We start from the raw sequence: 23,343 nt of genomic DNA, 5'->3' as shown, positions 1-23,343 counted from the left end.
CCCGGTACGAGCAACGCGCCCCGCCATGACGGGGCGCGTTGCTCGTACCGGGGCGCGGTGGTGACTAGCCGAGCGCCTTCGTGATGACCTCGGCGGCCTCCTGTGCGGAGCGCTTCGAGGATCCCGTGGCCGGTGCGGCACTCGCGGGACGGGCGGCGACCGACAGCGGTCGGCCGTCGAGGTGCGGCGAGAGGGCCATGCACACGAACGGCCATGCCCCCTGGTTCTCCGGTTCCTCCTGTGCCCACACGACCTCGGCGTCCGGGTAGGACGCGAGCACGTCGAGGATGCGCCCGAGGGGGAGCGGCGCCAGCTGCTCGAGCCGCACCAGGGCCACGTCCGTCACGCCCCGCTTGTCGGCCTCGGCGCGCAGGTCGTGGTGGACCTTGCCCGAGTGCAGCACGACACGACGGACGGTGCCGCGGTCGGCCGGGTCGAGCGCCTGCAGCCGGTCGTCGTCCAGGACCTCCTGGAAGGTGCCAGACGTGAAGTCCTCGACGGGGCTCGTCGCCTGGCGGAGCCGGAGCATCGCCTTCGGGCTGAACACCACGAGCGGCTTCTGCGGGCGCTCCCACGCCTGGCGGCGCAGCAGGTGGAAGTACGACGCCGGGGTCGACGGACGGGCGACGACCATGTTGTCCTCGGCACACAGCTGCAGGTAGCGCTCGATGCGCGCCGACGAGTGGTCGGGCCCCTGGCCCTCGTACCCGTGGGGGAGCAGGAGCACGAGGCCGGACCGCTGACCCCACTTCTGCTCGGCCGAGGAGATGAACTCGTCGATGATGGTCTGCGCACCGTTCGCGAAGTCGCCGAACTGCGCCTCCCACAGCACGAGTGCCTCGGGCCGCTCCACCGAGTAGCCGTACTCGAAGCCCATCGCGGCGTACTCGCTCAGCAGCGAGTCGTAGATGTAGAACCGTGCCTGGTCCTCGGTGAGGTTCGAGAGCGGCAGCCACTCCTGGCCGTTGACGCGGTCGTGGAACACCGCCTGACGCTGGACGAAGGTGCCGCGGCGGGCGTCCTGCCCGGCGAGCCGGACGGGCTTGCCCTCGGTCAGGACCGACCCGATCGCGATGAGCTCGGCCATCGCCCAGTCGATGCCGCCCGTGCGGGTCATCTCGGTGCGCTTGGCGAGGAGCTGCTGCAGCTTCGGGTGGACCTGGAACCCGGCGGGCGGGTTGCCGTGCGCGTCGCCGACGAGCTCGACGAGTTCGCGCGAGACCGCGGTCTCGTGCACGTCGTTCTCCGAGTCGTCGCGCTGCGCGGTCGGTCGCTCGAGCCCCTGCACGGCACCGTCGTCGTCGACCGGGATCACCGGGATGGTGCCGGTCTGCGCCTCGTGCGTCTCGGCGAAGGCGCGCTCCAGGCGGTCCTGGAAGTCACGGTGCGCCTCGTCGTACTCCTCTTGCGTGATGTCGCCGCGGCCGACGAGCGCCTCGGTGAACAGCGTGCGGACGGAGCGCTTCGCCTCGATGAGGTTGTACATGAGCGGCTGCGTCATCGAGGGGTCGTCGCCCTCGTTGTGGCCACGACGGCGGTAGCAGACCAGGTCGATCACGACGTCGCGGTGGAACTCCTGCCGGTAGGCGAAGGCGAGGTCGGCCACACGGGCCACGGCCTCGGGGTCGTCGCCGTTCACGTGGAAGATCGGCGCCTGGATCGTCTTCGCGACGTCGGTCGAGTACACCGACGAGCGGGCGCTCTCCGGCGGCGTGGTGAAGCCGACCTGGTTGTTGATCACGAGGTGCACCGTGCCACCGGTGCGGTAGCCGCGGAGCTGCGACATCTGCAGCGTCTCCACGACGACGCCCTGACCGGCCATGGCCGCGTCGCCGTGCACGAGCACCGGCAGCACGCCGAACTCGCCGGCGGGCTTCCGGTCCTGCTTCGCGCGGACGATGCCCTCGAGCACGCCGTCGACGGCCTCGAGGTGGGAGGGGTTGGCGGCGATGGTGATCGGGATGGAGGTGCCGTCGGACGCCCGGAACACGCCCTCGGTCCCGACGTGGTACTTGACGTCGCCGGAACCCTGGCCCTGCACGGCACCGGGGAGCGTCGTGCCCTCGAACTCGCGGAAGATCTGGCCGTAGGTCTTGCCGGCGATGTTCGTCAGGACGTTGAGGCGGCCGCGGTGCGCCATGCCGATCGCGACCTCGTCGAGCCCGGCGGACGCCGCACCCTGGATGAGCGTGTCGAGGAACGCAATCGTGGACTCGCCGCCCTCGAGCGAGAAGCGCTTCTGGCCGACGTACTTCGTCTGCAGGAAGGTCTCGAACGCCTCGGCCTCGTTGAGCTTGCCGAGGACGCGCAGCTGCTCTTCCTTCGAGGGCTTGGAGTACGGCACCTCGATGCGGGACTGCACCCAGCGGCGCTGTTCCGGGTCCTGGATGTGCATGTACTCGATGCCGACCGTGCGGCAGTAGGCGTCGCGCAGCACGCCGAGGATGTCCCGCAGCGGAGCACTCGTCGTGCCGGCGAGCCCACCGGTCACGAACTCGCGGTCGAGGTCCCAGAACGTCAGCCCGTGGCTCTCGATCTCGAGGTCAGGGTGGGTGCGCTGTCGGTACTCGAGCGGGTCGACGTCGGCCATCAGGTGACCGCGGACCCGGAAGCTGTTGATGAGCTCCTGCACGCGGGCGGTCTTGCCGACGCGGTGCGCCAGGTCGACGTTGATGTCGTTCGCCCACTGGATCGGCTTGTACGGGATCCGGAGCGCGGCGAAGATGCCCTCGTAGAAGTCGTGCTGGCCGATGAGCCGCTCGTGCACCTTCTTCAGGTACTCGCCCGAGCCGGCGCCCTGGATGACACGGTGGTCGTACGTGCTCGTCAGCGTGATCGTCTTGCCGACGCCGAGCTCGACGAGGGTCTTCGGCGCCGAGCCCTGGAACTGCGCGGGGTACTCGAGGGCACCGGCGCCGATGATGGCGCCCTGGCCCTTCGTCAGGCGCGGGACCGAGTGCACGGTGCCGATCCCACCGGGGTTCGTCAGCGAGATCGTGGTGCCCTGGAAGTCGGCCGGGGTGAGCTTGTTGTCGCGGGCGCGCTTGACGAGGTCCTCGTAGGCGGAGAGGAACTGTCCGAACGTCAGGGTCTCCGCGCGCTTGATGCTCGGGACCAGCAGCGACCGGGTGCCGTCCTTCTTCGGGACGTCGATCGCGATGCCGAGGTTCACGTGCGCCGGCTGCACGACGAAGGGCTTGCCGTCGCGCTCCTCGTAGAAGACGTTCTGGCTCGGGAACTCCTTGAGTGCCTGCACCATCGCCCACCCGATGAGGTGCGTGAAGGAGATCTTCCCGCCGCGGGCCCGGCGCAGGTGGTTGTTGACGACGATGCGGTTGTCGATCATCAGCTTCGCCGGGATCGTCCGGACGCTCGTCGCGGTCGGGACCGTCAGCGACGCGTCCATGTTCGACGCCAGCGTCTTGGCCATGCCGCGGAGCGGCGTGGCCACGTCCTCGTGGGTCTCGTCGTGGTCGTCGGCCTGGTCGTTCGCCTCGGCGGGGATCGGCTGCGGCGACGGCTGCTTCGAGGTGGTGCGCGCCTGGATCTGGCCGCCCTTGGACTCGGCGGGCTTCGGGGAGTCGGCCCGTGCCTCCTGGGCGGCGGGTGCCGGAGCGGAGGCTGCCGGCGCGGCGGCGGCCGGTGCGGTCTGTCCCTTGCCGGCGGTCTGGTGGTAGCTCTCGAGGACCGGCCACCACGACTTGTCGACGGAGTCCTTGTCGGCGAGGAACTGCTCGTACAGCTCGTCCACCAGCCACTCGTTCGCGCCGAATTCGCCCGCGGTCTCGTCAGTTCCGGTCAGATGGCTCGACACAGCCGATCGCCCACTCTCCGTCGATTGATGCTCGTGTGTGTCGTGCGGGGCAACTCTGCACCGCACAGGCACCCAGCGTAGCCGTTTCCACATGTCCGTCCGGTGTCAGTCCGAGGCATGTCGCCGCGCCGTACAGTGGGCCGCATGAGGTTCTACGAGACGCGGCCGACGCACGATCTGACCTACTCCGACGTCTTCCTGGTCCCCAGCCGTTCGGCGGTGACCAGCCGGTTCGACGTCGACCTCTCCGCGAACGACGGCAGCGGTGCGACGATCCCGATCGTCAGCGCGAACATGAACTCGGTGACGGGCCCGCGCCTCGCCGCGACCCTGGCACGGCGCGGGGGACTCGGCGTGCTCCCGCAGGACATGCACCTGCAGGACCTCGACGCGGCGATCCGCTGGGTGAAGGACCAGCCCGTCGCGTTCGACACCCCCATCGAGATGGGCGCGGACACCACCGTCGCCGAGGCGCTCGGGCAGCTGCTGCCCGTCGCCGGGCGCGGCGTCGTCGTGCGTGACGGCGCTGGCGAGTACGTCGGCTGTGTCCCGGCCACGCGCCTCGGGACGGCCGGCCCGGACGCCACCCTCCGCGACCTGCTGCACGGTGCCTCCACGGCCGTCGACGCCGAGGACGCCGGCACCCCACGCCACGTGTACGACGTCCTCACCGCCGCCGAGGTCGACTTCGCGCCGGTGACCCGGCACGGCCGCGTCGTCGGCACCACGAGCCCGACGAGCGCGATCCGGTCGAGCATCTACCGCCCTGCCGTCGACGCATCGGGTCGGCTCCGGGTCGCTGCGGCGATCGGCATCAACGGGGACGTCGCAGCGAAGGCGCAGGCCCTCGCCGCCGCCGGCGTGGACGTCCTGGTGCTCGACACCGCGCACGGACACCAGGAGGGCATGCTCAGCGCGCTCCGCACCGTCGCCGCCCTCGACCTCGGCATCCCGCTCGTCGCGGGGAACGTCGTCACGGCCGACGCGGTCGCGCACCTCGTCGACGCCGGGGCCTCGATCATCAAGGTCGGCGTCGGTCCTGGTGCGATGTGCACCACGCGCATGATGACCGCGGTCGGGCGCCCGCAGTTCTCCGCCGTGCTCGAGACCGCGGCCGCCGCGCGGTCGCTCGACGCCCACGTGTGGGCCGACGGTGGCGTCCGCTACCCCCGCGACGTCGCACTCGCGCTGGCCGCCGGGGCGAGCGCCGTGATGATCGGCTCGTGGTTCGCCGGCACGCTCGAGGCCCCTGGGGTCCTCCGTCGCGACGCGAAGGGCGCCGCCTACAAGGAGAGCTGGGGGATGGCGTCGGCCAAGGCGGTCCGCGAGCGCTTCGAGCGACTCGACCCCTACGAGCGTGCACGCAAGGCGCTCTTCGCCGAGGGCATCTCCTCGTCCACGATCTACCTCGACCCGGAGCGCCCGAGTGTCGAGGACCTGCTCGACATGATCACGACCGGTGTCCGGAGCTCGGCCACGTACGCGGGAGCTCGGGACCTGGCCGAGTTCTCCGAACGGGCCCTGGTCGGCATCCAGTCCGCCGCCGGGTACGAAGAGGGCAAACCGCTCCCCGTCAGCTGGTAGCGAGGGCCGAGGGCAGGACAGTGCTCGTCGCGGCCCCGTCAGCTGGTGGCCGACCACACGACGGACGGGAGGCGCGGTGCCAGCTGGCACCGCGCCTCCCGTCCGTCTGTGCGTTCGTCTACCGGCGGCGGGTGGCGTCCTCGACGGTGCCGACGAGTTCCTCGAGGATGTCCTCGAGGAACAGCACGCCCGTGGTGCGACCGTCTGCGTCGAACGCCCGGGCGACGTGACGGCCGGCCGCACGCATGGTGGCGAGGGCGTCCTCGAGGTCCATCTCCGTGTACAGCGAGATGAGCTGACGGATGCGCTTCGGCGGCACCGGGTCGTCGAACTCGTCGGGGCGCAGGTCGATGACGTCCTTGACGTGCACGTACCCGGTCGGCTCGCCCTCGTCGCCGACGAGCACGTAGCGGGAGAACCCGCGCTGGGCCACCGCCCGCTCGACGTCCCCGGGGGTGGCGTCCTCGGGCAGCGTGACGAGTTCGGACATCGGCACCGCGACGTCCTTGACCTTCTTCTCCGTGAACTCGAACGCCATCCGGAGGGTGCCGCCGTCGTCGGACAGGGTGCCCTCGCGGCGGGACTGCTCGACGATCGTCTGCACCTCCTCGACCGTGTAGGCGCTGACGGCCTCGTCCTTCGGCTCCACCTTGAACAGGCGGAGCACGGCGTTCGCGACCTCGTTCAGTCCGACGACGACCCAGTGCAGGCCGTGCCCGATGTACCAGAGCGTCGGCACGAGGAGCAGGGCGGCACGGTCGGGCATCGAGAACGAGATGTTCTTCGGCACCATCTCGCCGAACACGACATGCAGGAACGACACCAGCAGCAGCGTGAACACGAACGCGATGATCCCGATGACGTCGACGCTCCACCCGGTCAGGTGCAGCGGGACCTCGAGGAGGTGGTGGATGGCCGGTTCGGACACGTTGAGGATGAGCAGCGAGCACACCGTGATGCCGAGCTGCGTCGTCGCGAGCATCCGCGTCGCGTGCTCCATCGCCCACAGCGTCATCTGCGCGGAACGGGAGCCCTGCTCGGCGCGCGGCTCGATCTGGGAGCGACGTGCGGAGATGACGGCGAACTCGGCCGCGACGAAGAACGCGTTGCCGGCGAGCAGCACGACGAGCCAGAAGATGCCCCACCAGTCGGAGCTCATCGGACGGCCTCCTGCTTCGTGGTCGTGGTCGTGGTCGTCCGGTCGGACCCGGGGACGGTCACGCCCGCGGCCGGCGTGTCCGCCGGGGTCGGCGTCCACCGGATGCGGTCGACGCGCCGCCCGTCCAGCCGCTCGACGCGGAACACGCCGTCCTCGAGCGGGACCTCGTCCCCGACGACCGGCAACCGGCCGAGCGTGGCCATGATGAACCCGCCGACGGTCTCGTACGGGCCGTCCTCGGGGACCTTCACGCCGGCACGGTCCTCGAGCTCGTCCGGGCGGAGGAGCCCGGGGAACGTCAGCCAGTTGCGGGAGCGGACCACGTCGATGCGGGCGCGGTCGTGCTCGTCGGACACCTCGCCGACGATCTCCTCGATGAGGTCCTCGAGTGTGACGACCCCGGCGGTCCCGCCGTACTCGTCGACGACGATCACCATCTGGTAGCCACGACCACGGACCTCGGTCAGCAGCGTGTCGCCCGGCATGGTCTCGGGGACGCGCTCGGCGTCGGTCATGAGCGCGCCGACGGGCACCTCGGCACGCTTCTCGCGGGGGACCGCGACGGCCTGCTTGACGTGCACGATGCCGACGACGTCGTCCGCGTCCTCCTCGATGACGGGGAAACGGCTGAACCCGGTCCGGCGGGCCAGGGCGATGACGTCCTCGGCCGACTCCGACACGCGGATCGTCGACAGCCGGGGACGCGGGGTCATCACGTCGCTCGCGTCGAGCTCGGAGAAGGACAGCGTGCGCTGCAGGAGCGTCGCGGTGTCCTGCTCGAGCGACCCCTCGGAGGCGGAGCGCCGGAGCAGCGAGGTGAGTTCCTCGGCGCTCCGGGCGCCGGAGAGCTCTTCCTGCGGCTCGATGCCCATGGCGCGGAGCACGCCGTTCGCGGTGCCGTTGAGCAGCGCCACGGCGGGCTTGAACACGGTCGTGAAGCCGATCTGCAACGGGACCACGAGCTTGGCGGTCTGCAGGGGCAGCGCGAGGGCGAAGTTCTTCGGCACGAGCTCACCGAGGATCATCGACAGCAGGGTCGCGATCACGAGCGCGACGATCGAGCCGACGGTCTCGACGACCCCCTCCGGCAGGGCCAGCGCCAGGAACGGCGCCTCGAGCAGGTGCGCGATGGAGGGTTCGAGCAGGTACCCGGTGAGCAGCGTGGTCAGCGTGATGCCGAGCTGTGCACTCGAGAGGTGCGTCGAGGTGACCTTGAGCGCGCCGATCACCGGCGTCAGGCCGCTCTCGCCGCGGTCCCGCCGTGCCTCGACGTCGGCGCGGTCGAGGTTCACGAGTGAGAACTCGCTCGCGACGAACACGCCGGTGCCGAGCGTCAGCAGGATGCCGCCGACGAGCATGACGACGTCGACGACGCTCACCTGGTCCACCCCCGGTGGGAGGTCGGAGCACACGGTGATGCAGGGCGGCTCACTGAGTGAGCGCCGGATGAGTGATGGGGCGAAGAGCTGTTCGGAGGATCGTCCACAGTGACAGTCATGCTAGTGCCGCGCTCCCGCGCGTTCCCGAGAATCCGCCCTACTTCGTGACGGTTGCTCGGTGGTACTGCTGCGGCTCGTAGTCGACCTGCACGCCGAGCTCCCGAGCGGCACGGAGCGCGAAGGACGGGTCGCGGAGGAACTCGCGGCCGACCATCACCACGTCGGCCTGGCCGGTCGCCACGATCTGCTCCGCCTGGAACGCGTCCGAGATCATCCCGACCGCGATCGTCCCGATGCCCGCGCGCTCCTTGACCGCGGCGGCGAACGGGACCTGGTACCCGGGGCCGACCGGGATCGGCGCGCTCGCGACGTTGCCGCCGGTGGAGACGTCGGCCAGGTCGGCACCGTGCTCGGCGGCCCACGCGGCCACCTGCACGACCTCGTCGAGCGTCAGACCGCCCTCGGTCCAGTCGGTCGCCGAGAAGCGCACGACGACGGGGAAACCCTCGCCGACCTCGGCACGGACGGCGTCGACGACGTCCAGCAGCGCGCGCGCACGGTTCTCGAGCGACCCGCCGAAGTCGTCGGTCCGGTGGTTGCTGAGCGGCGAGAGGAACTGGTGCAGCAGGTAGCCGTGCGCGGCGTGGATCTCGACGAGGTCGAAGCCGGCCGACACCGCGCGCCGGGCGGCCGCGGCGAACCCGAGCGCCACGAGCCGGATGTCCTCGGTGGTGAGCTCCCGCGGGACGTCGTAGCCGGGGAACGCCTCGGCCGACGGCGCGACGGTGTTCCAGCCGCCCTCCGATGCCGGGACGGTGCCCGTCGTCGCCGACCAGCTGCGGTAGGTGGAGGCCTTGCGACCGGCGTGGGCGAGCTGCACGCCGGCGGCGGCGCCCTGCGTGTGGATGAAGTCGACGATCGGGCGGAACGCGTCCCGCTGCTCGTCGTTCCAGAGCCCGAGGTCCTGCGGGCTGATCCGCCCCTCCGGAACGACGGCCGTCGCCTCGACGACGACGGCGCCGGCACCGCCCTTCGCGAACCCGCCGAGGTGCACGAGGTGCCACGTCGTCGGGACGCCGTCCTGGTCCTCCACCGAGTACTGGCACATCGGGGACACCCAGATGCGGTTGCGGACCGTGAGGTCGCGGACGGTGATGGGTTCGAACAGGGCGTGCGTCACGCGGGGACTCCTTCGGCTGCGTCGGCGAGCTCCTGCAGGAAGGTGCGGAGTCCGGCCGGCGACGTGTAGTGGTGGCCGACCGCCCCGACTGCTTCCGCACCGGAGGCGTTCTCGGCCCTGTTGTCCACGAACACCATCTGTGCCGGGGCGATTCCCAGCCGGTCGCAGGTGGTGCGGTAGATGGACGAGTCGGGCTTCAGCACGTGCTCCTCGGCGCTCACCACGACGGTCTCGAACATCGACGCCATCGGCGAGTGCCGGTACGGGTCGCCGAAGTCGAACCCGGCGTTCGAGAGCAGCGCGACCCGGGTACCCGCGTCGTGGAGCTCCTCGACGAGGTCGAGCACTTCCGGGTCGACCGCGAACCAGCCCGTGAAGTCGATCGCCCAGAACCGGTGGACCTCGCTGACCGACCAGGACCGACCGATGTGCTCGCCGATCGCCCGCCAGTACGCGAGCGTCGAGAGGTCACCACGGTCGAGGTCGTGCCGGAGCTCCTGGTACACCGGGAACAGCTCCTCGGCGGAGCACCCCGTCGCCGCGAGCAGCGCATCCCTGGCGGCGTGCGGCGTTCGGCTGATCACCTCCCCGTAGTCGAACACGACGACACGACCGGGGAGGAACAGACTCATGCGCTCCACCGTAACGTGGCGGTCGTGAACGACTTCGTGCCCGTCTCCCCGTCCGACGCCGCAGCATGGACGACGCCGCCGACCGGGGACACGACCAAGTACCGGCGCGGGGTCCTCGGCGTCGCGACCGGGTCCGCCGCGTACCCGGGTGCCGCGATCATGGGCGTGGACGCCGCGGTGCACACGGGGGTCGGCATGGTCCGGTACGTCGGACCCGAGCGGGCGACGGACTTCGTGCTCGCGCGCCGGCCGGAGGTCGTCTCCGGGGTCGGACGGGTGCAGGCGTGGCTCGTCGGCTCGGGCATCTCCGCCGACTCGCTCGAGGACCTCGACGACACCACGGCTGCCGCGTTCCGCCACGCCTCCGACGACGGTGTCCCGGTCGTGGTGGACGCCGGCGCCATCCCGCTCGTCGACCTGGGCCCGCTCGCGGTGCTGACCCCGCACGCGGGGGAGCTCGCGAAGCTCCTCGGCGTCGAGCGTGACGTGGTCGAGGGCGACCCGCGCGGCTCGGCCCTCCGCGCCGCGGAGCAGACCGGCAGCGTCGTGCTCCTCAAGGGGTCGGACACGCACGTGGTCACGCCGGACGGGTCCGTCCGGCTCGTCGCGTCATCGGCCACGCCGTGGCTCGCGGCCGCCGGCGCCGGGGACGTCCTCGGTGGTGTGCTCGGTGCCCTCGTCGCGACCCGGGCCGGCCAGGGCGAGATCGGACCGGACGACCTCGCACACCTCGCCGCCGCGGCAGCCGTCGTGCACGGCACCGCGGCACGGCGCGCGTCCGGCGGCGGCCCCTTCACGATGACGACGCTCATCGAGGCGCTCCCGGCCGTGGTCGGGGACCTCGTCGTCACGGGCGACGCGGGCGCCTGACCCGCGGCTGCGGCGGACCCGGTACGACAGCGCGGCTGTCGGACGACGACGGCGACGTCGTTCCGGAGCGGCGTGCCAGGGGCAGCCACGCGCGGACCGGAGGCTCGGTGCCGGTGGCGAGCTCCGCCTCCCGTCCGGCGCGGACTGGAGGCTCGGTGCCGGTGGCGAGCACCGCCTCCAGTCCGGTGCGGCGCGGGAACCCGCAACCGCAGCGGGATCACGCACCGCGTGTGGGAGTCCGCACCGATCCCGCCAGCGGCGGGGCGGACCCTCGTGGAGACGGGCGGGACCCACGTAGACACGGTGTCGAGGGACGACGCCCGGACGATCAGACGCGGCGGTCGGTCCCCGGGAAGTGATCCAGCACCATGCAGTCCGAACCGCACCACCAGTCTCCTGCGCGACCGACGAAGGTCGCCAGGGCACTGCTCGTCCTCGCCACCGTCGTCGCCGCGTCGGTGGTGCTCGGAACCGTCACGACGGCCGACGCGCGCTCGTGGGTCGGCGACCCGGCGTCACCCGCACCGACCGTCGTCGCGACGACCCCGCCCGGGGAGGGCACCGCTCCGACGTTCTCGGAGGACTTCGACACCCCCGCCGCAGCCGGCGGGCAGTTCGCCGCGACGTACGCCGACGCGTGGCAGCCGTACCCGGACGGCATGGGGGACAAGTACTGGTCGGGACCGCTCGTCAGTGCGCACGACGGTGTGATGGACGTGGCGCTCGACGGGTCGCGGGGTGCGGCCGGCACGTTCGGGACGCCGGACGGCGCGTGGTCGCACGTCGGCGGGACCTTCAGCGTCCGTGCCCGCGCCACCGGGGGCGACGGCAACGGTGCCGCCTTCATGCTGTGGCCGACCTCGAACGTGTGGTCCGAGGGGGAGCTCGACTTCCCGGAGGGGGACCTCGACGGGACGGTCGGCGCGTTCAGCCACAAGATGGTCCCCGGGCAGGAGTGGCAGGCGGAGGGGCTGCACACCGACGCCACCTGGCGGCAGTGGCACACCTACACGACCGAGTGGATCCCGGGGGTGGCGGTGCGCTACTCGGTGGACGGCGTGATCGTGCTCACGGTGACGAAGGACGTCCCGACGACCGCGCACCGGTACATGTTCCAGGTCGGGGACGTCGGTGCGCCAGGGCACCTCGAGATCGACTGGGTGCGGATCTGGGACCGGTGAGGCGGCGGTCCGGTGTCCTCACCGCTCCTGAGGCCTCGCTGCCGCGGTCTCGCTCTGGTGGCGGGCTCGCGCGGCTACCGCTTCGGTGTCGCATGGACCAGGAACTCGACGGCGCCGTCCGGGTCGACCTTCACGAAGCCGAGGCTCGGTGCCTGGACGCCGAAGTCCGCGAAGGTGATCGGGATCGAGCCCGACACGTCGACACCGTCGCCGTTCAGACCGACCTGGAGGGTCGCGGTGACCGACTTCGTGACGCCGTGCAGGGTCAGGTCGCCCCGCGCCTCGACCGTCGTCGTCCCGCTGCCCGAGGGGACCGCGTCGGCGACCGGGGCGGTCAGCGCGAAGGTCGCGGTGGGGAACGCCGACGTGTCGAGCGCGGAGTCCCGGAAGTAGGAGTCGCGCTGCTTCGAGTCGGTCGCGATGTCGGCCACGGCGACCTCGATCCGTGCCGCCGTGATCGAGGAGCCGTCGACGGTCGCGCTCCCGGTGACCTTCGTCGTGCGGCCGGTCACGGTCACGTCGGACCCGTTCAGGACCTCGTGCACGCGGTACCCGGCCTCGGAGTCACCGCCGACGGTCCAGTCGCCGGTGAGGTCCTTCGTGCCGAGCGTGGACGGCGCTCGCGACGCCGCGACGCTCGGTGTCGCCTCGGCCTTGGCGTTCTCGGCGTTCGAGTAGACCGTCGTCCCGACGACGGTCCCGACGACACCGAGCACGACGACGGCGGCCGCGATCGAGATCCAGATGGTGGCCCTGCGTCTGCGAGTGGTGGTCACGGGGAGACGTTGACACGTCACCCTCGGGAACTCCTGGCAATGCCGGAGCTCGAACGCGCGGAGTCGCCCGGTACGCTCGTCCGGTGCTGAAGTCCAGACGACTCGAGCTCGCCGGCTTCGCCGTCGCGTTCCTCGCCGTGCATGCGTTGCTGTGGTGGCTCACGACGTTCATCGCCAACCTGCCGCTCGGCGACGTCACCGGGATCTACCGGACCTGGATCGAGAACGGGAGGACCACGCACGTCTGGGTCGGCCTCGACTCGGACTGGGTGTACCCGATCCTGGCGATCGTGCCGATGGCTGCCGCCGCACTCGGTGGCCTCGCGTCGATCGGCACCGGGTGGCTCGTGCTGATGATCCTGCTCGACGCGGTGGCGTGCGCGTTCCTCTGGCGGTTCCGTGCCTTCGGCATCAGCGTCGTCTGGTGGTGGCTCGTGTTCCTGCTCGCGCTCGGGCCGATCGGCCTCGGCCGGATCGACACCGTGTCGACGGCCGTCGCGCTCGTCGGGGTGGCGTTCGTGGGTGCCCGACCGGCGCTCGCGTCAGCCGTGTTCACCATCGGCGCGTGGGTCAAGGTCTGGCCGGCTGCGCTCGTCGCGGTGCTCCTGGTCCTGCGGCGAGGGCACCGCGGTGGTGTCGTCGCCGGTGCCGCGACCGTCACCGCGCTCGTCGTCCTCGTGGACGTGCTCTACGGCGGGGCTGCCCATCTGCTGTCCTTCGTCGGGCAGCAGAGCGGTCGGGGCCTGCAGGTCGAGGCCCCGCTGGCGACGCCGTTCATGTGGGCCGCCGCCGCCCACGTGCTGGGCGCAGCGGTGTTCTACGACCGGGAGATCCTGACCTTCGAGGTGATGGGCAGCGGCACGCACCTCGCCGCGGCGGTGTCGACGCCGCTGATGGCGATCGCGGTGTTCGGCGGTGTCGGACTCGCCGCCTGGGCTGCGGCACGGGGCGCCCGTCGGACCGAGGTCGCGCCGGTCCTCGCGCTCGTGCTGGTCGCCGCGCTCATCGCGACGAACAAGGTCGGCTCCCCGCAGTACATCGGCTGGTTCGCGGTGCCGATCGTGTGGGGACTCGTGGCGGGGCGGGGGAGCGCCCGACGCTTCCTGCCGCTCGCGCTGACCGCACTGCCCATGGCCTTCCTGACACAGCTGATCTACCCGGGCTACTACGACCAGCTGCTCTCCGTGCAGCCGTGGATCCTCGTCGTGCTCACGGTGCGGAACGTCCTCGAGGTCGTCCTGCTGCTCTGGGGCATCGTGCTCCTGGTCCGGATGGCGCTCCAGGCGCGACGGGGTGCGGTGGTGCCGGACGCCGGCATCGGGGACGTGACCGGCGCGCGCAGCATCGGCGTCGCGGATGCCGGGGCCGATCCGGGCACCGGCGTGGAGTCCGCGCTCCGTCCTGGTCCCGCGGGCGGTGTCGAGGGCAGGATGGACGCATGATCGTCGCCTTCTCCGTCGCCCCGTCCGGTGGTCCCGCAGCGTCGTCCGACGGGTCGGTCCACGACGCCGTCGCCGCTGCGGTCCGAGTCGTCCGGGAGTCCGGCCTGCCGAACCGGACGTCGTCGATGTTCACCGAGATCGAGGGCGACTGGGACGCCTGCATGGCCGTCGTGAAGGCCGCCACCGAGGCCGTCCTGCCCTTCGGTACCCGGGTGTCCCTCGTGCTGAAGGCGGACATCCGACCTGGACACACGGGCGAGATCGACGGCAAGCTCGAGCGGCTCGAAGCGGCGCTCGACTCCTGATCGGCGACACGCCGCCGTCCTCCCGGGGATGTCGGTGGTCGGGTGTGTCCTGTGGGCAGATGGTCACACGACGGTGACCGCGGACGTGACGAGGAGATCGTGATGATGCACGACGGCTGGTGCCCCGACTGCGACCTGCGAACGGTCGTCATCGACGTGGACTCCGACGGCGATGCCGCCTGGGCCACGTGCACGGAGTGCGGCGAAGGCTGGGTCCACCGCGACGAGGTCCCCGCGGCCCCCGCGCGCCAGCAGCAGCCGCAGCGCCGCGCGGCCTGAGGCGCGCTGTCCTCGCGTCGCCCCTGTCCGTCGCGGAGCCACCGTGCTCCGCTGCGTCGGCGGCTCGGCTCGTGGACGTTGTTGGTGTCGAATCGATTCGGGAGGTCGCTTCCGCCATGCGTGTGGAGCGGTCTACACTGATCCGACCGGGCCGCTTCGTCGGCTCGGTCTCCTCCGCTCACCGCTGAACGGACCGGCATCGCCGGTCGCGACCTCGTGGTCCGGAACCGCGGGCCCGTCGTCGTCCGTCGCCTCGTGCCACTCGTCCGGGTCCGCTCGTGTGGTTCCGGTCGTTCGGATCCGTCCGTCGGGTCCGCTCGTGGGGTCCGTCCGTGCGGGCCCGCGGCTCGTACCGTTCCGTCCGCCCCGTCCAGAACAGGCAGCATGTCCCAGCTCACGCCGGCGCGCCGCGCACTCGCGATCATCGCCCTCGCCCTCGGTGGGTTCGCCATCGGGTCCACCGAGTTCGTCGCGATGGGGTTGCTGCCGAACATCGCGGCTGCCCTCCTGCCGAGCCAGTACGCCGCCGACCCGGACGCCGGGATCGCGCACGCCGGGTGGCTCGTCAGCGCGTACGCGCTCGGCGTGGTCGTCGGCGCACCCACCATCGCGGCGATGTCGGCGAAGTTCCCGCGCAAGGGCCTGCTCATGGTGCTGCTCGTCGGGTTCGTCGTCGCGACGGTCGCCAGCGCGGTGCTGCCCTCGTTCGGCCTGGTCCTCGTCGCGCGGTTCGTCGCCGGGCTGCCGCACGGTGCGTACTTCGGGATCGCCTCGATCGTCGCCGGCGACATCATGGGCCCCGGGAAGCGCGGCAAGGGGATCGCGATGGTGCTGCTCGGCCTGTCCGTCGCCAACGTGGTCGGCGTCCCCGCGATCACGTTCATCGGACAGAACGCCGGATGGCGTGTCGCGTACGGCGTCGTCGCCGTCCTGTTCGCCGCGACGTTCTTCGCGGTGTCGGCCTTCGTGCCGCGTTCGGCCCGTGACGAGACGGCGTCGATCGGTCGTGAGCTCCGCGCCTTCCGGGTACCGCAGGTCTGGCTCGTGATGGGCCTCGGCGCGGTCGGGTTCGGCGGGTTCTTCGCGGTCTACTCGTACATCTCGCCGCTCGTGACGAACGTCACCGGCCTCCCGCAGGCCGTCGTGCCCCTCGTGCTCGTCGTCGTCGGGCTCGGCATGGTCGTGGGTGGGGTCCTCGGCGGGCACCTCGCCGACCACAGTGTCAAGCGAACGATCTACGTCGGGATGTTCGCCCTGATCGGGGCCCTGCTCGTGGTGGTGTTGACGGCGCAGTGGACGGTCGGGGTCTTCGTCGGTGCGTTCCTGCTCGGGGCGACCTCGTCCGCGATCCCGCCGGCGGTGCAGTCGCGGTTGATGGACGTCGCGGGGGACGCGAGGACCATCGCGGCCGCGCTGAACCACTCCGCGTTCAACATCGGCAACTCGCTCGGCGCTGCCCTCGGCGGAGCCGTCATCGCTGCCGGGTTCGGCTTCGTCGCCCCGGGGTGGCTCGGCATCGCACTGGCCCTGCTCGGCGTCGTCATGACCGCGATCAGCTACACGGTCGAGCGGCGGTCGAAGCACCGTGCTGCGCTGGTGGCTCACCACCCGTCCACCGGTCCGATCACCGCCCCGGTGCCGCTCGGCTGATCCGCAGGGTTCGGCTCCGCGGGCCCGGCGTCGTCACCCCGAGGTGCCAGAATTCTGGAACCTCGAGGGGCTCGTTCGGCGAGTCGTGGAACCTCGGCGGACGTGAGCGGCGAGTTGTGGAACCTCGCGCAGGGCCACGCCGGACCACGCCACGCCGGGCCCGACCATGCCGGGCGCGGCGCTGTCGCCCCTACAGCCCGTGCGGCGACCCGTCCTCGAAGATGATGCCGTCGGTGATCGCCCGCTTGCGGAGCGCCACCTTCGTGCCGACGTCGAAGCCGGCCACGCGGTACTTCTCACGGATGCGCTTGAGGTAGCTCTTGGCGGTCTCCTCGGAGATCCCGAGCTGGTACGCCACGCTCTTCACGGGCTCGCCGCCGCCGTAGAGCGCCATCACACGACGCTCCTGCGCGCTGAGCTTCGGCACACCGCCCACGTCGCCGCTGTTGATGGCCAGGTCGAGTTCGGCGGAGACGTACTGCTCACCGCGCTGCGCCGAGCGGATCGCCTCGACGATCATCTCCGCGTCCTCGCTCTTGACCAGGTAGCCGAGGGCACCGGATCCGAGGGCCTCGCGCACGACGTTCGGCTCCGAGTACGTGCTCATGACGACGGTCTTGACGCCGGCGGTCTTGAGCGTCGAGATCTTCAGCGACACCGGGATGGAGTCCTTGAGGTCGAGGTCGAGCAGCACCACGTCGACCGGGAACGCCGGGCTGGTGAGCAGCTCGGGCCAGGTCGTGACGGCGGCGACGAGCGTGATGTCGTCGGCGGCGCCACGGATCCACTCCGTCAGCGCACCGAGCAGCATCCTGTGGTCGTCGACGAGTGCGAGTCGGATCGGGGCCTCTGGAGTCGCCATGCTGGCGTCCTTTCTCGTGGTCTGCGTGGAGAGCCTAGGTGGCACGCACATCCGGGCGTCGGAGGCTCGTCAGGATGTCCGGAACCCGTCACATCGACGGGTGTCGACTCACGACGCAGTGGGCGACGATGTGCAAGGCGCCGTCGCGCATGGTGTCGGTGTAGCTCCCGATGCGTGCGAGTCCGCTCCACGCGGCCGGACCGAGGCGTCGTCGGGGCACGCCCCTGGACTCGATGACGATCGGGACGTCCATGGTCTCGTCGGAGACCGGGTGGCCGTCGGACCCGACGGGACCGAGCGTGACGGAGACCATCGGGACCCCTGGCTGGAGACCCCGGCCGTCGCCGACCATCTGCCAGAGCGCCTGGAGCAGCCCGTCCCGTTGCGCGGGCGACAGGTGCCCGGCGAGCGATCCGGGGTCGGCGACGCTCACCGCCCGGCCGAGGTGGTCGGACTCGGTGATGGCGTGGTAGAGCCATGTCTCCCGACGTCCCTCGATGAGGTGCAGCCGGAGCTCCGTGGCGAGCGACGCCGCGACCGAGGACGACGCGTCCGACAGGGGGAGCGGGTCGGTGCCGTTCGCCACGGCGTCGAGGAGCTTCTCGGCCGCCAGGTCCAGTCGTGCGAGCTCGTCGGAGGCGAGCATGCCCACGGCGAACTGCGGGGCGGAGACGTTCGACTGAACGAGCACGCGGTCGAGCTCGCGCTGCACGAGCTGGCGGAAGCGCTGCATGACGAAGATCGCCACGGACGGGGGCACGATCACGAGCGCGAGCAGCGAGAACAGCCCGGGGATCGTGTCGGCGGTGATCGGGGTGGACGCGATCGCCATGACGACGAAGGCGAGCCCGAGCACCGTGATCGCGGCGGCGACCTCCCGCGCCGGACGGAGCGTCGCCACCGGGAGGAGCGCGAAGCCGGCCGCGACGGACGCACTCGCCGTGTGTGCCAGGTCGTGCTCGGGCCAGATCCCGATGAAGTCGAGGGTGACGATGCAGGCGAGGACGACGCAGATGAGCGCGAACGACACTCCGGTGAGCCGCTCGCCGTAGGTCATCACGCTGAGGCCGACGCCGATCGCCGCGATGGCGAACAGCAGCCACGCCGCCGCCGGGAGCCAGGGGTCGGCGAAGTCGGACCAGTGCGCGAGGAAGAACGCCACGCCCGCCACGGCCTCGAGCGCGGTGAGCACCGCAGCGCCGAGCCCGAGGTGCCCCGCACCGAGCGAGGCCCCGGGCTTCGCGGCCTGCCGCAGCGACCGCGCGCCGGTGGACGTCGAGGGGAGGCCGCGTGCCTGCCGACGTTCGGTGCCCCGGTACCGCTCCCGCGCCTCCCGTCGGGTCCGCGGAGCGGGCTGCTGGGTCTCGCCGGGCAGGCCACGGCCGATGGTGTCCTCCGGGACGCCGCTCATCGGGGCGCCTCCAGGACGACGGTCGTGCCGGAACCCGGCGCGGAGAAGAGGCGGGCGTCGCCGCCGACCTCGCGGAGGCGGTTGACGACGCTCTCCTTGAAGCCGAGCCGTTCCTCGTCGACGGCGCCGAGTTCGAAGCCGACACCGGAGTCGGTGACCATCGCGCGGACCATGTCCTCGTCGTGGACGATGGTGACGTGCGCCTCGGCGACGCCGGCGTGCCGGCGGACGTTCTCGAGGCACTCGGCGAGGGCGAGCAGGAACGCGTCGAGCACGGTCGTGGGCAGGAGCACCTGGCCGGTGCCGTGCCAGCTGACCTCGAGGCCCATCCGGCCGAAGCGCTGCTTCACGGACTCGAGGGTCTGTCCGAGCGGGGACTCCTCGGTGCGGGTCAACGAGTAGTCGCCGGACTGCTGCGGCTGCGGCGTCGCCCCGAGGCGGAGGTGGCGGAGGAGCCTGGCGTCCTCGGCGGCCTGCTCGCGCATCGCCTGCTCGGACACCCCGACGCCCGAGTGCGCAAGCAGGGTCAGCGTCGCGAGGACGGTGTCGTGCAGGAGTCGGGCACCCTGCCGGCGCTGTGCCTCGGTCTCGCTGGCCTGGCGTTCCGCACGGTGCGCGGTTCCGATGCTGTAGATGCGGCGCGCGACGCGCGGGATGCTGCGTGAGATCCAGTACGCGACCACGGCGGTGAGGACCCAGCCGAGGGCGGTGCCGCCGACGGCGTTCGAGACGAGTGCCCCGGCGGCGAACGCCATCACGACGATCGAGCAGGCGCCGCCGAGGACCGTCAGCCCGAGCCCGACGACGTGGCCACGCTGGGCCATCAGCAGGGAGGACAGGCCACCCGCGGCGAGGGGGACGAGGGCGCTCGTCACGACGGCGCGGTCCTCGCCCGTGACGCTCGTGGTGAGGAGCACCAGGGCGCCGAGTCCGGCGACGAGCGTGAGCGCCGTCCACCACGTGGAGCCGTTCCAGCCGAACGCCACGAGGGCACCCGTCATCACCACGATGCAGGCGATCCCGGCCGCGAGCGGTCCGGCCGGGACGGCGAACGAGCAGAGCACGCCCACGAGGCTGACCAGGGTGCACGCGATGCCCACGACGCGGGTCGTCGACCGGAGCAGCCGGTCGCGTTCCTGTGCCAGGGGTTCCATCGGTTCCAGGTGTCGTTCTCGTTCGTGCAGGGATCGTCGAGCCACCGATGGTTGGTCGGTTCGCACATCATTCCATGAGAGCGACTCGTTGCGGAGGGTTCGGCACGCCAGGGTGATGCGTTTGGCAACCAAGTCGTTACCGCGACGTCAGGCGTTGTCAGTCGAGCAGGCGGCGGAGGTGCGCCCCGACGGCCTCGTGTTCGATGAGGAATCCGTCGTGTCCGAACTCGCTCGTGATGACCGCCGCTCGGTCGCCGTCGAGCGTGTCCGGCACGCCGGCGGCGATGCGGTGCTGGTCCTCGACGGGGAACAGCCGGTCGCTGGAGATCCCGACGACGAGGGTCCTGGCGGCGATCCTGCCGAGCGCCGCCGCGACGCCGCCCCGCCCGGCTCCGAGGTCGTGCGAGTCCATCGCGTGCGTCAGCGCCACGTAGGTGGAGGCGTCGAACCGCCGGGTGAACTTGTTGCCGTGGAAGTCGAGGTAGCTCTCGACCGAGAACCGCCCGTCCTCGCCGAGTGGTGACACGTCGGACTGCCACGAGCGGTCGAACCGGCCGTTGAGTTCGTCCGAGGCCCGGTAGGTGAGCATCGCCATCCGGCGCGCGAGGGACAACCCCCGGGAGGGGCCGTCGCCCGGCTCGGCCTCGTAGTAGTCGCCGCCGGCGAACCCGGGGTCCATCTGGATCGCCGCGCGCTGCAGCGAGTTCGCGGCGATCTGGTCGGCGGTCGTCTGCGCCGTGCTGGCGAGGACCGCCAGGCGTGCGACCCGCGACGGCTCCGACGCGGCGAACTCCAGGGCGTGCATCCCGCCCATCGACCCACCGACGACGGCCGCGAACCGCTCGATGCCGAGGGCGTCGGCCAGGCGCACCTGCGCGGCCACCTGGTCGCGGACCGTGAGGAACGGGAAGCGCGAGCCCCACTCCACCCCGTCGGGTGCGACCGACGACGGCCCGGTCGACCCCTGGCAGCCGCCGAGCATGTTCGGCGCGACCACGAACCATCGGTCGGTGTCGATCGCCCGACCCGGTCCGACGACGTCGCCCCACCAGCCGGCCGTGGTGTGGCCGGGTCCGGCATCGCCTGCCACGTGCGAGTCGCCGGTGAGGGCGTGGAACACGAGGACGGCGTTGTCCCGTGCGTCGTTCAGGGTGCCCCAGCTCTCGTACGCGATCCGCACGGCCGGCAGCCGTCCGCCGCGCACCCACTGCTCGCCGAGGGACACGAACCGACGGGAGCCGGGGTGGTCGCCCGGGCGCCAGGCGCCGGTGACCGGGGGCTTGCCGATCGCGCCGAGTGCGGTGCCGGGGACCAGGGTGGACGGCACGGAGTCCTCGGGAGTCGTCTGCCAGTCCATGGTGGGTCCATTGTCCCGGTCGGAGCCGCGTGCCGTCGCCGTGTTACGCGGGAGCGGGGTGCGCGGGGTGCGCGGGTGTGGGGTGCTGGGTGCTGGGTGCTGCCGGCGCGGGCGGCGCGACCTGGAGGCTCGGCTCGTCTCCGGTGGGCGCGGCGCGGCGCGGCGGGCGGGCGCTTGCGTGCGGCGCGTGGGCGCTTGCTGTTGCAAGGAGCGACAGTGTCGATGTCGTACGACATCGACACTGTCGCTGTCGCTGTCGGGCGTGCGCAACAGTTGCGCGCGCAAGGAACGACGGGGTCGCTGTCGTACGACAGCGACCCCGTCGTTCCGAGTCGACGCGGCGGCGTGTTGCGCGTCGACGGCGGCGCGTTCCGAGCCGGCCGGCGGGCGCGCCCGCGCCGGCCCGTCCCGACGGGACGAGCGCGCGCGGCGCTACGCCCGCAGACCCGCCTGGGTGACGGCGCGCGCGGCGGTGAGCCCGGCCTCCAGGTCGGCCTTCAGGTCCTCGACGTTCTCGATGCCCACCGACAGTCGGACCAGACCCGGCGTGACACCGGTCGTGAGCTGCTGCTCGGGGGTGAGCTGCGAGTGCGTCGTCGATGCCGGGTGGATCACCAGTGAGCGCACGTCGCCGATGTTGGCCAGGTGCGAGAACAGCTGCAGGTTGTCCACGAGGGCGCGGCCCGCGTCGACCCCGCCCTTGAGCTCGAAGGACAGCACCGCGCCGACGCCCTTCGGCGCGTAGCGCGAGGCCGCGCCGTACCAGGGGGAGGTCGGCAGCCCCGCGTACGCGACGGTCGCGACGTCCGGGTGTCGGTCCAGCCACTCGGCGATCTCCTGCGCGTTCTGCACGTGCCGTTCGATGCGGAGCGAGAGCGTCTCGATGCCCTGCAGCAGCGCGAACGCCGTGTCGGGCGAGCTCGACGCGCCGAGGTCTCGGAGGAGCTGCACCCGCGCCTTGACGATGTACGCGAGGGCGTTGCCGACCGCCTCGGCGAACACCGCACCGTGGTACGAGGGGTCCGGGGAGTTGAACTCCGGGAAGCGCTCCGGGTGCTCCGACCACGGGAAGGTGCCGCCGTCGACGATGACGCCGCCGATGACCGTGCCGTGTCCGCCGAGGAACTTCGTCGCGGAATGCACCACGATGTCCGCACCGTGCTCGAACGGGCGGATCAGGTACGGCGTCGCGATGGTGTTGTCGACGATGAGCGGTACACCCGCCTGGTGCGCGACGTCGGCGACGGTCGTGATGTCGAGCACGTTGATCTTCGGGTTGCCGATCGTCTCCGCGAAGAACAGCTTGGTGTTCGGGCGGACGGCGCGGCGCCACTCCTCGGGGTCGTCCTGGTCCTCGACGAACGTGGTCTCGATGCCGAGGCGCGCGAGCGTGTATTTGAAGAGGTTGTACGTCCCGCCGTAGATCGACGACGAGGACACGATGTGGTCGCCGGCCTGCGCGATGTTCAGCACCGCGTACGTCTCCGCCGCCTGACCGCTCGAGACCAGGAGTGCTCCGGAACCGCCCTCGAGCGCCGCGATGCGCTGTTCGAGGACGTCGTTCGTCGGGTTCATGATCCGCGAGTAGATGTTGCCCGGCTTCGCGAGGGCGAACAGGTCACGAGCCTCGTCCGAGTTCGCGAAGACGTACGAGGTCGTCTTGTAGATCGGCGTCGCCCGGGCTCCGGTCGTCGGGTCCGGCTGAGCGCCGGCGTGGATCTGCGTGGTCTCGAAGCGCCACTCGGCGGCGTCGTTGTCGGTCATGTCGGGCTCCTGTTCCGTCTGCTGGCGTCCCGGCCGGGAGGCTCGGATCACGTGCGCGTCGCGGCTCACGCTACGGACGTGGCCCGGGCGGCACCAGCGCACCCGTCTCGTGACGTAACGCGGGTGGCGGGGTTGAGCCGTGCCTCCAGTCCGTGGGCGCGGGTGGTGTGGGTGCGCACGGTGCGGGGTTTGCGGGGGTGCCAGTGGTGTGGGTGCGCACGGTGCGGGGTTAGCGGTGGCTGGGGGTGGTGGGGGTGCGCACGGTGCGGGGTTTGCGGGGCTGCCAGTGGTGTGGGTGCGCACGGTGCGGGGTTAGCGGCGGCTGGGGGTGGTGGGGGTGCGCACGGTGCGGGGTTGGCGGCGGGTGGGGGGGTGCGCACGGTGCGGAGTTGGCGCGTGGTGCGCCGATGGTGGCATGGTGCCGGGCTAGTCCGACGCACGAGGCGATCAACCGCGCACCAGCGGCTGACCTCGCACGGTGCGC

General features: G+C 71.5%; 18 protein-coding genes. 7 read left to right on the top strand and 11 right to left on the bottom strand.

The genetic code is table 11. The features are described 5' to 3' along the window. Nucleotides 1-64: 64 nt before the first annotated feature. Nucleotides 65-3,814, bottom strand: a complete 3,750-nt coding sequence (locus tag FS641_RS15510; protein WP_186317795.1) for a multifunctional oxoglutarate decarboxylase/oxoglutarate dehydrogenase thiamine pyrophosphate-binding subunit/dihydrolipoyllysine-residue succinyltransferase subunit — start codon at nucleotides 3,812-3,814, stop codon at nucleotides 65-67. Between the two features lie 144 nt (nucleotides 3,815-3,958). Here FS641_RS15510 and FS641_RS15505 point away from each other — a divergent pair, with 144 nt between their 5' ends. Next, nucleotides 3,959-5,398 carry a GuaB1 family IMP dehydrogenase-related protein gene (locus FS641_RS15505; protein ID WP_144765438.1) on the top strand — a complete coding sequence of 480 codons (1,440 nt, stop codon included), beginning with the start codon at nucleotides 3,959-3,961 and terminating at the stop codon, nucleotides 5,396-5,398. Between the two features lie 118 nt (nucleotides 5,399-5,516). On the opposite strand, the gene FS641_RS15500 is transcribed toward FS641_RS15505, so the two are convergent. From FS641_RS15500 to FS641_RS15485, 4 genes are all read right to left on the bottom strand, one after another. Next, entirely contained in the window at nucleotides 5,517-6,557 is a 1,041-nt protein-coding gene (locus tag FS641_RS15500) for a hemolysin family protein (RefSeq protein ID WP_144765436.1), read from the bottom strand. Further along, nucleotides 6,554-7,915 carry a hemolysin family protein gene (locus FS641_RS15495; RefSeq protein WP_260855877.1) on the bottom strand — a complete coding sequence of 454 codons (1,362 nt, stop codon included), beginning with the start codon at nucleotides 7,913-7,915 and terminating at the stop codon, nucleotides 6,554-6,556. Before FS641_RS15495 ends, FS641_RS15500 begins: the two co-directional genes overlap by 4 nt. A 178-nt stretch (nucleotides 7,916-8,093) precedes the next feature. After that, nucleotides 8,094-9,176, bottom strand: coding sequence for an NADH:flavin oxidoreductase/NADH oxidase (locus FS641_RS15490; protein WP_144765434.1), 1,083 nt, complete (start codon nucleotides 9,174-9,176; stop codon nucleotides 8,094-8,096). Beyond that, on the bottom strand, nucleotides 9,173-9,808 hold the full coding sequence (locus tag FS641_RS15485; protein ID WP_144765432.1) for an HAD family phosphatase: 636 nt from the start codon (nucleotides 9,806-9,808) through the stop codon (nucleotides 9,173-9,175). Before FS641_RS15485 ends, FS641_RS15490 begins: the two co-directional genes overlap by 4 nt. Before the next feature lie 24 nt (nucleotides 9,809-9,832). On the opposite strand from FS641_RS15485, the gene FS641_RS15480 reads away from it, so the two are divergent. Next, nucleotides 9,833-10,678, top strand: a complete 846-nt coding sequence (locus FS641_RS15480) for an ADP/ATP-dependent (S)-NAD(P)H-hydrate dehydratase (RefSeq protein WP_144765430.1) — start codon at nucleotides 9,833-9,835, stop codon at nucleotides 10,676-10,678. Nucleotides 10,679-11,046: 368 nt separating this feature from the next. Then, complete coding sequence (locus FS641_RS15475; protein WP_144765428.1) at nucleotides 11,047-11,859, top strand: glycoside hydrolase family 16 protein; 813 nt, start codon at nucleotides 11,047-11,049, stop codon at nucleotides 11,857-11,859. 74 nt (nucleotides 11,860-11,933) lie between these two features. On the opposite strand, the gene FS641_RS15470 is transcribed toward FS641_RS15475, so the two are convergent. Then, nucleotides 11,934-12,635, bottom strand: coding sequence for a YceI family protein (locus tag FS641_RS15470; RefSeq protein WP_144765426.1), 702 nt, complete (start codon nucleotides 12,633-12,635; stop codon nucleotides 11,934-11,936). A gap of 83 nt (nucleotides 12,636-12,718) precedes the next feature. Here FS641_RS15470 and FS641_RS15465 point away from each other — a divergent pair, with 83 nt between their 5' ends. From FS641_RS15465 to FS641_RS15450, 4 genes are all read left to right on the top strand, one after another. Next, nucleotides 12,719-14,077, top strand: coding sequence for a glycosyltransferase 87 family protein (locus FS641_RS15465; protein WP_144765424.1), 1,359 nt, complete (start codon nucleotides 12,719-12,721; stop codon nucleotides 14,075-14,077). Then, complete coding sequence (locus tag FS641_RS15460) at nucleotides 14,074-14,382, top strand: thiamine-binding protein (protein ID WP_144765422.1); 309 nt, start codon at nucleotides 14,074-14,076, stop codon at nucleotides 14,380-14,382. The genes FS641_RS15465 and FS641_RS15460 overlap by 4 nt, the downstream gene beginning before the upstream one ends. 51 nt (nucleotides 14,383-14,433) lie before the next feature. Beyond that, nucleotides 14,434-14,661 carry a hypothetical protein gene (locus FS641_RS15455; protein WP_144765420.1) on the top strand — a complete coding sequence of 76 codons (228 nt, stop codon included), beginning with the start codon at nucleotides 14,434-14,436 and terminating at the stop codon, nucleotides 14,659-14,661. Between the two features lie 384 nt (nucleotides 14,662-15,045). Further along, nucleotides 15,046-16,311: an MFS transporter gene (locus FS641_RS15450; RefSeq protein ID WP_144765418.1), complete on the top strand. Its 1,266-nt coding sequence runs from the start codon at nucleotides 15,046-15,048 to the stop codon at nucleotides 16,309-16,311. Between the two features lie 190 nt (nucleotides 16,312-16,501). On the opposite strand, the gene FS641_RS15445 is transcribed toward FS641_RS15450, so the two are convergent. The 5 genes from FS641_RS15445 to FS641_RS15425 all read right to left on the bottom strand — a co-directional run bounded on the left by FS641_RS15445 (nucleotide 16,502) and on the right by FS641_RS15425 (nucleotide 22,859). After that, a complete protein-coding gene (locus tag FS641_RS15445; RefSeq protein WP_144765416.1) occupies nucleotides 16,502-17,173 on the bottom strand; it encodes a response regulator transcription factor in 672 nt (223 codons plus the stop codon). Between the two features lie 88 nt (nucleotides 17,174-17,261). Next, nucleotides 17,262-18,584 (bottom strand): hypothetical protein, encoded by a 1,323-nt coding sequence (locus FS641_RS15440; protein ID WP_144765414.1) that lies wholly within the window; start codon nucleotides 18,582-18,584, stop codon nucleotides 17,262-17,264. Beyond that, nucleotides 18,581-19,738, bottom strand: a complete 1,158-nt coding sequence (locus tag FS641_RS15435; protein WP_144765412.1) for a sensor histidine kinase — start codon at nucleotides 19,736-19,738, stop codon at nucleotides 18,581-18,583. The genes FS641_RS15440 and FS641_RS15435 overlap by 4 nt, the downstream gene beginning before the upstream one ends. Before the next feature lie 157 nt (nucleotides 19,739-19,895). Further along, on the bottom strand, nucleotides 19,896-21,095 hold the full coding sequence (locus FS641_RS15430) for a homoserine O-acetyltransferase (RefSeq protein ID WP_144765410.1): 1,200 nt from the start codon (nucleotides 21,093-21,095) through the stop codon (nucleotides 19,896-19,898). A 432-nt stretch (nucleotides 21,096-21,527) separates the two neighbouring features. Next, nucleotides 21,528-22,859: a bifunctional o-acetylhomoserine/o-acetylserine sulfhydrylase gene (locus FS641_RS15425; protein ID WP_144765408.1), complete on the bottom strand. Its 1,332-nt coding sequence runs from the start codon at nucleotides 22,857-22,859 to the stop codon at nucleotides 21,528-21,530. Nucleotides 22,860-23,343 lie beyond the last annotated feature (484 nt).

The sequence above is a fragment of the Curtobacterium sp. 9128 genome, assembly GCF_007673775.1.
GTDB lineage: Bacteria > Actinomycetota > Actinomycetes > Actinomycetales > Microbacteriaceae > Curtobacterium.
The sequence above is the reverse complement of the archived record's forward strand: the minus strand, read 5'-3'. Positions and strand labels throughout refer to the sequence as shown.

What these genes read in the sequence shown, in the direction of transcription:
- FS641_RS15475 (WP_144765428.1), top strand. Translation starts at nt 11,047, where the DNA reads ATGCAGTCCGAACCGCACCACCAGTCTCCTGCGCGACCGACGAAGGTC.
- FS641_RS15460 (WP_144765422.1), top strand. Translation starts at nt 14,074, where the DNA reads ATGATCGTCGCCTTCTCCGTCGCCCCGTCCGGTGGTCCCGCAGCGTCG.
- FS641_RS15495 (WP_260855877.1), bottom strand. Translation starts at nt 7,915, where the DNA reads ATGCTCGTCGGCGGCATCCTGCTGACGCTCGGCACCGGCGTGTTCGTC.
- FS641_RS15445 (WP_144765416.1), bottom strand. Translation starts at nt 17,173, where the DNA reads ATGGCGACTCCAGAGGCCCCGATCCGACTCGCACTCGTCGACGACCAC.
- FS641_RS15500 (WP_144765436.1), bottom strand. Translation starts at nt 6,557, where the DNA reads ATGAGCTCCGACTGGTGGGGCATCTTCTGGCTCGTCGTGCTGCTCGCC.
- FS641_RS15430 (WP_144765410.1), bottom strand. Translation starts at nt 21,095, where the DNA reads ATGGACTGGCAGACGACTCCCGAGGACTCCGTGCCGTCCACCCTGGTC.
- FS641_RS15440 (WP_144765414.1), bottom strand. Translation starts at nt 18,584, where the DNA reads ATGAGCGGCGTCCCGGAGGACACCATCGGCCGTGGCCTGCCCGGCGAG.
- FS641_RS15505 (WP_144765438.1), top strand. Translation starts at nt 3,959, where the DNA reads ATGAGGTTCTACGAGACGCGGCCGACGCACGATCTGACCTACTCCGAC.
- FS641_RS15425 (WP_144765408.1), bottom strand. Translation starts at nt 22,859, where the DNA reads ATGACCGACAACGACGCCGCCGAGTGGCGCTTCGAGACCACGCAGATC.
- FS641_RS15450 (WP_144765418.1), top strand. Translation starts at nt 15,046, where the DNA reads ATGTCCCAGCTCACGCCGGCGCGCCGCGCACTCGCGATCATCGCCCTC.
- FS641_RS15485 (WP_144765432.1), bottom strand. Translation starts at nt 9,808, where the DNA reads ATGAGTCTGTTCCTCCCCGGTCGTGTCGTCGTGTTCGACTACGGGGAG.
- FS641_RS15435 (WP_144765412.1), bottom strand. Translation starts at nt 19,738, where the DNA reads ATGGAACCCCTGGCACAGGAACGCGACCGGCTGCTCCGGTCGACGACC.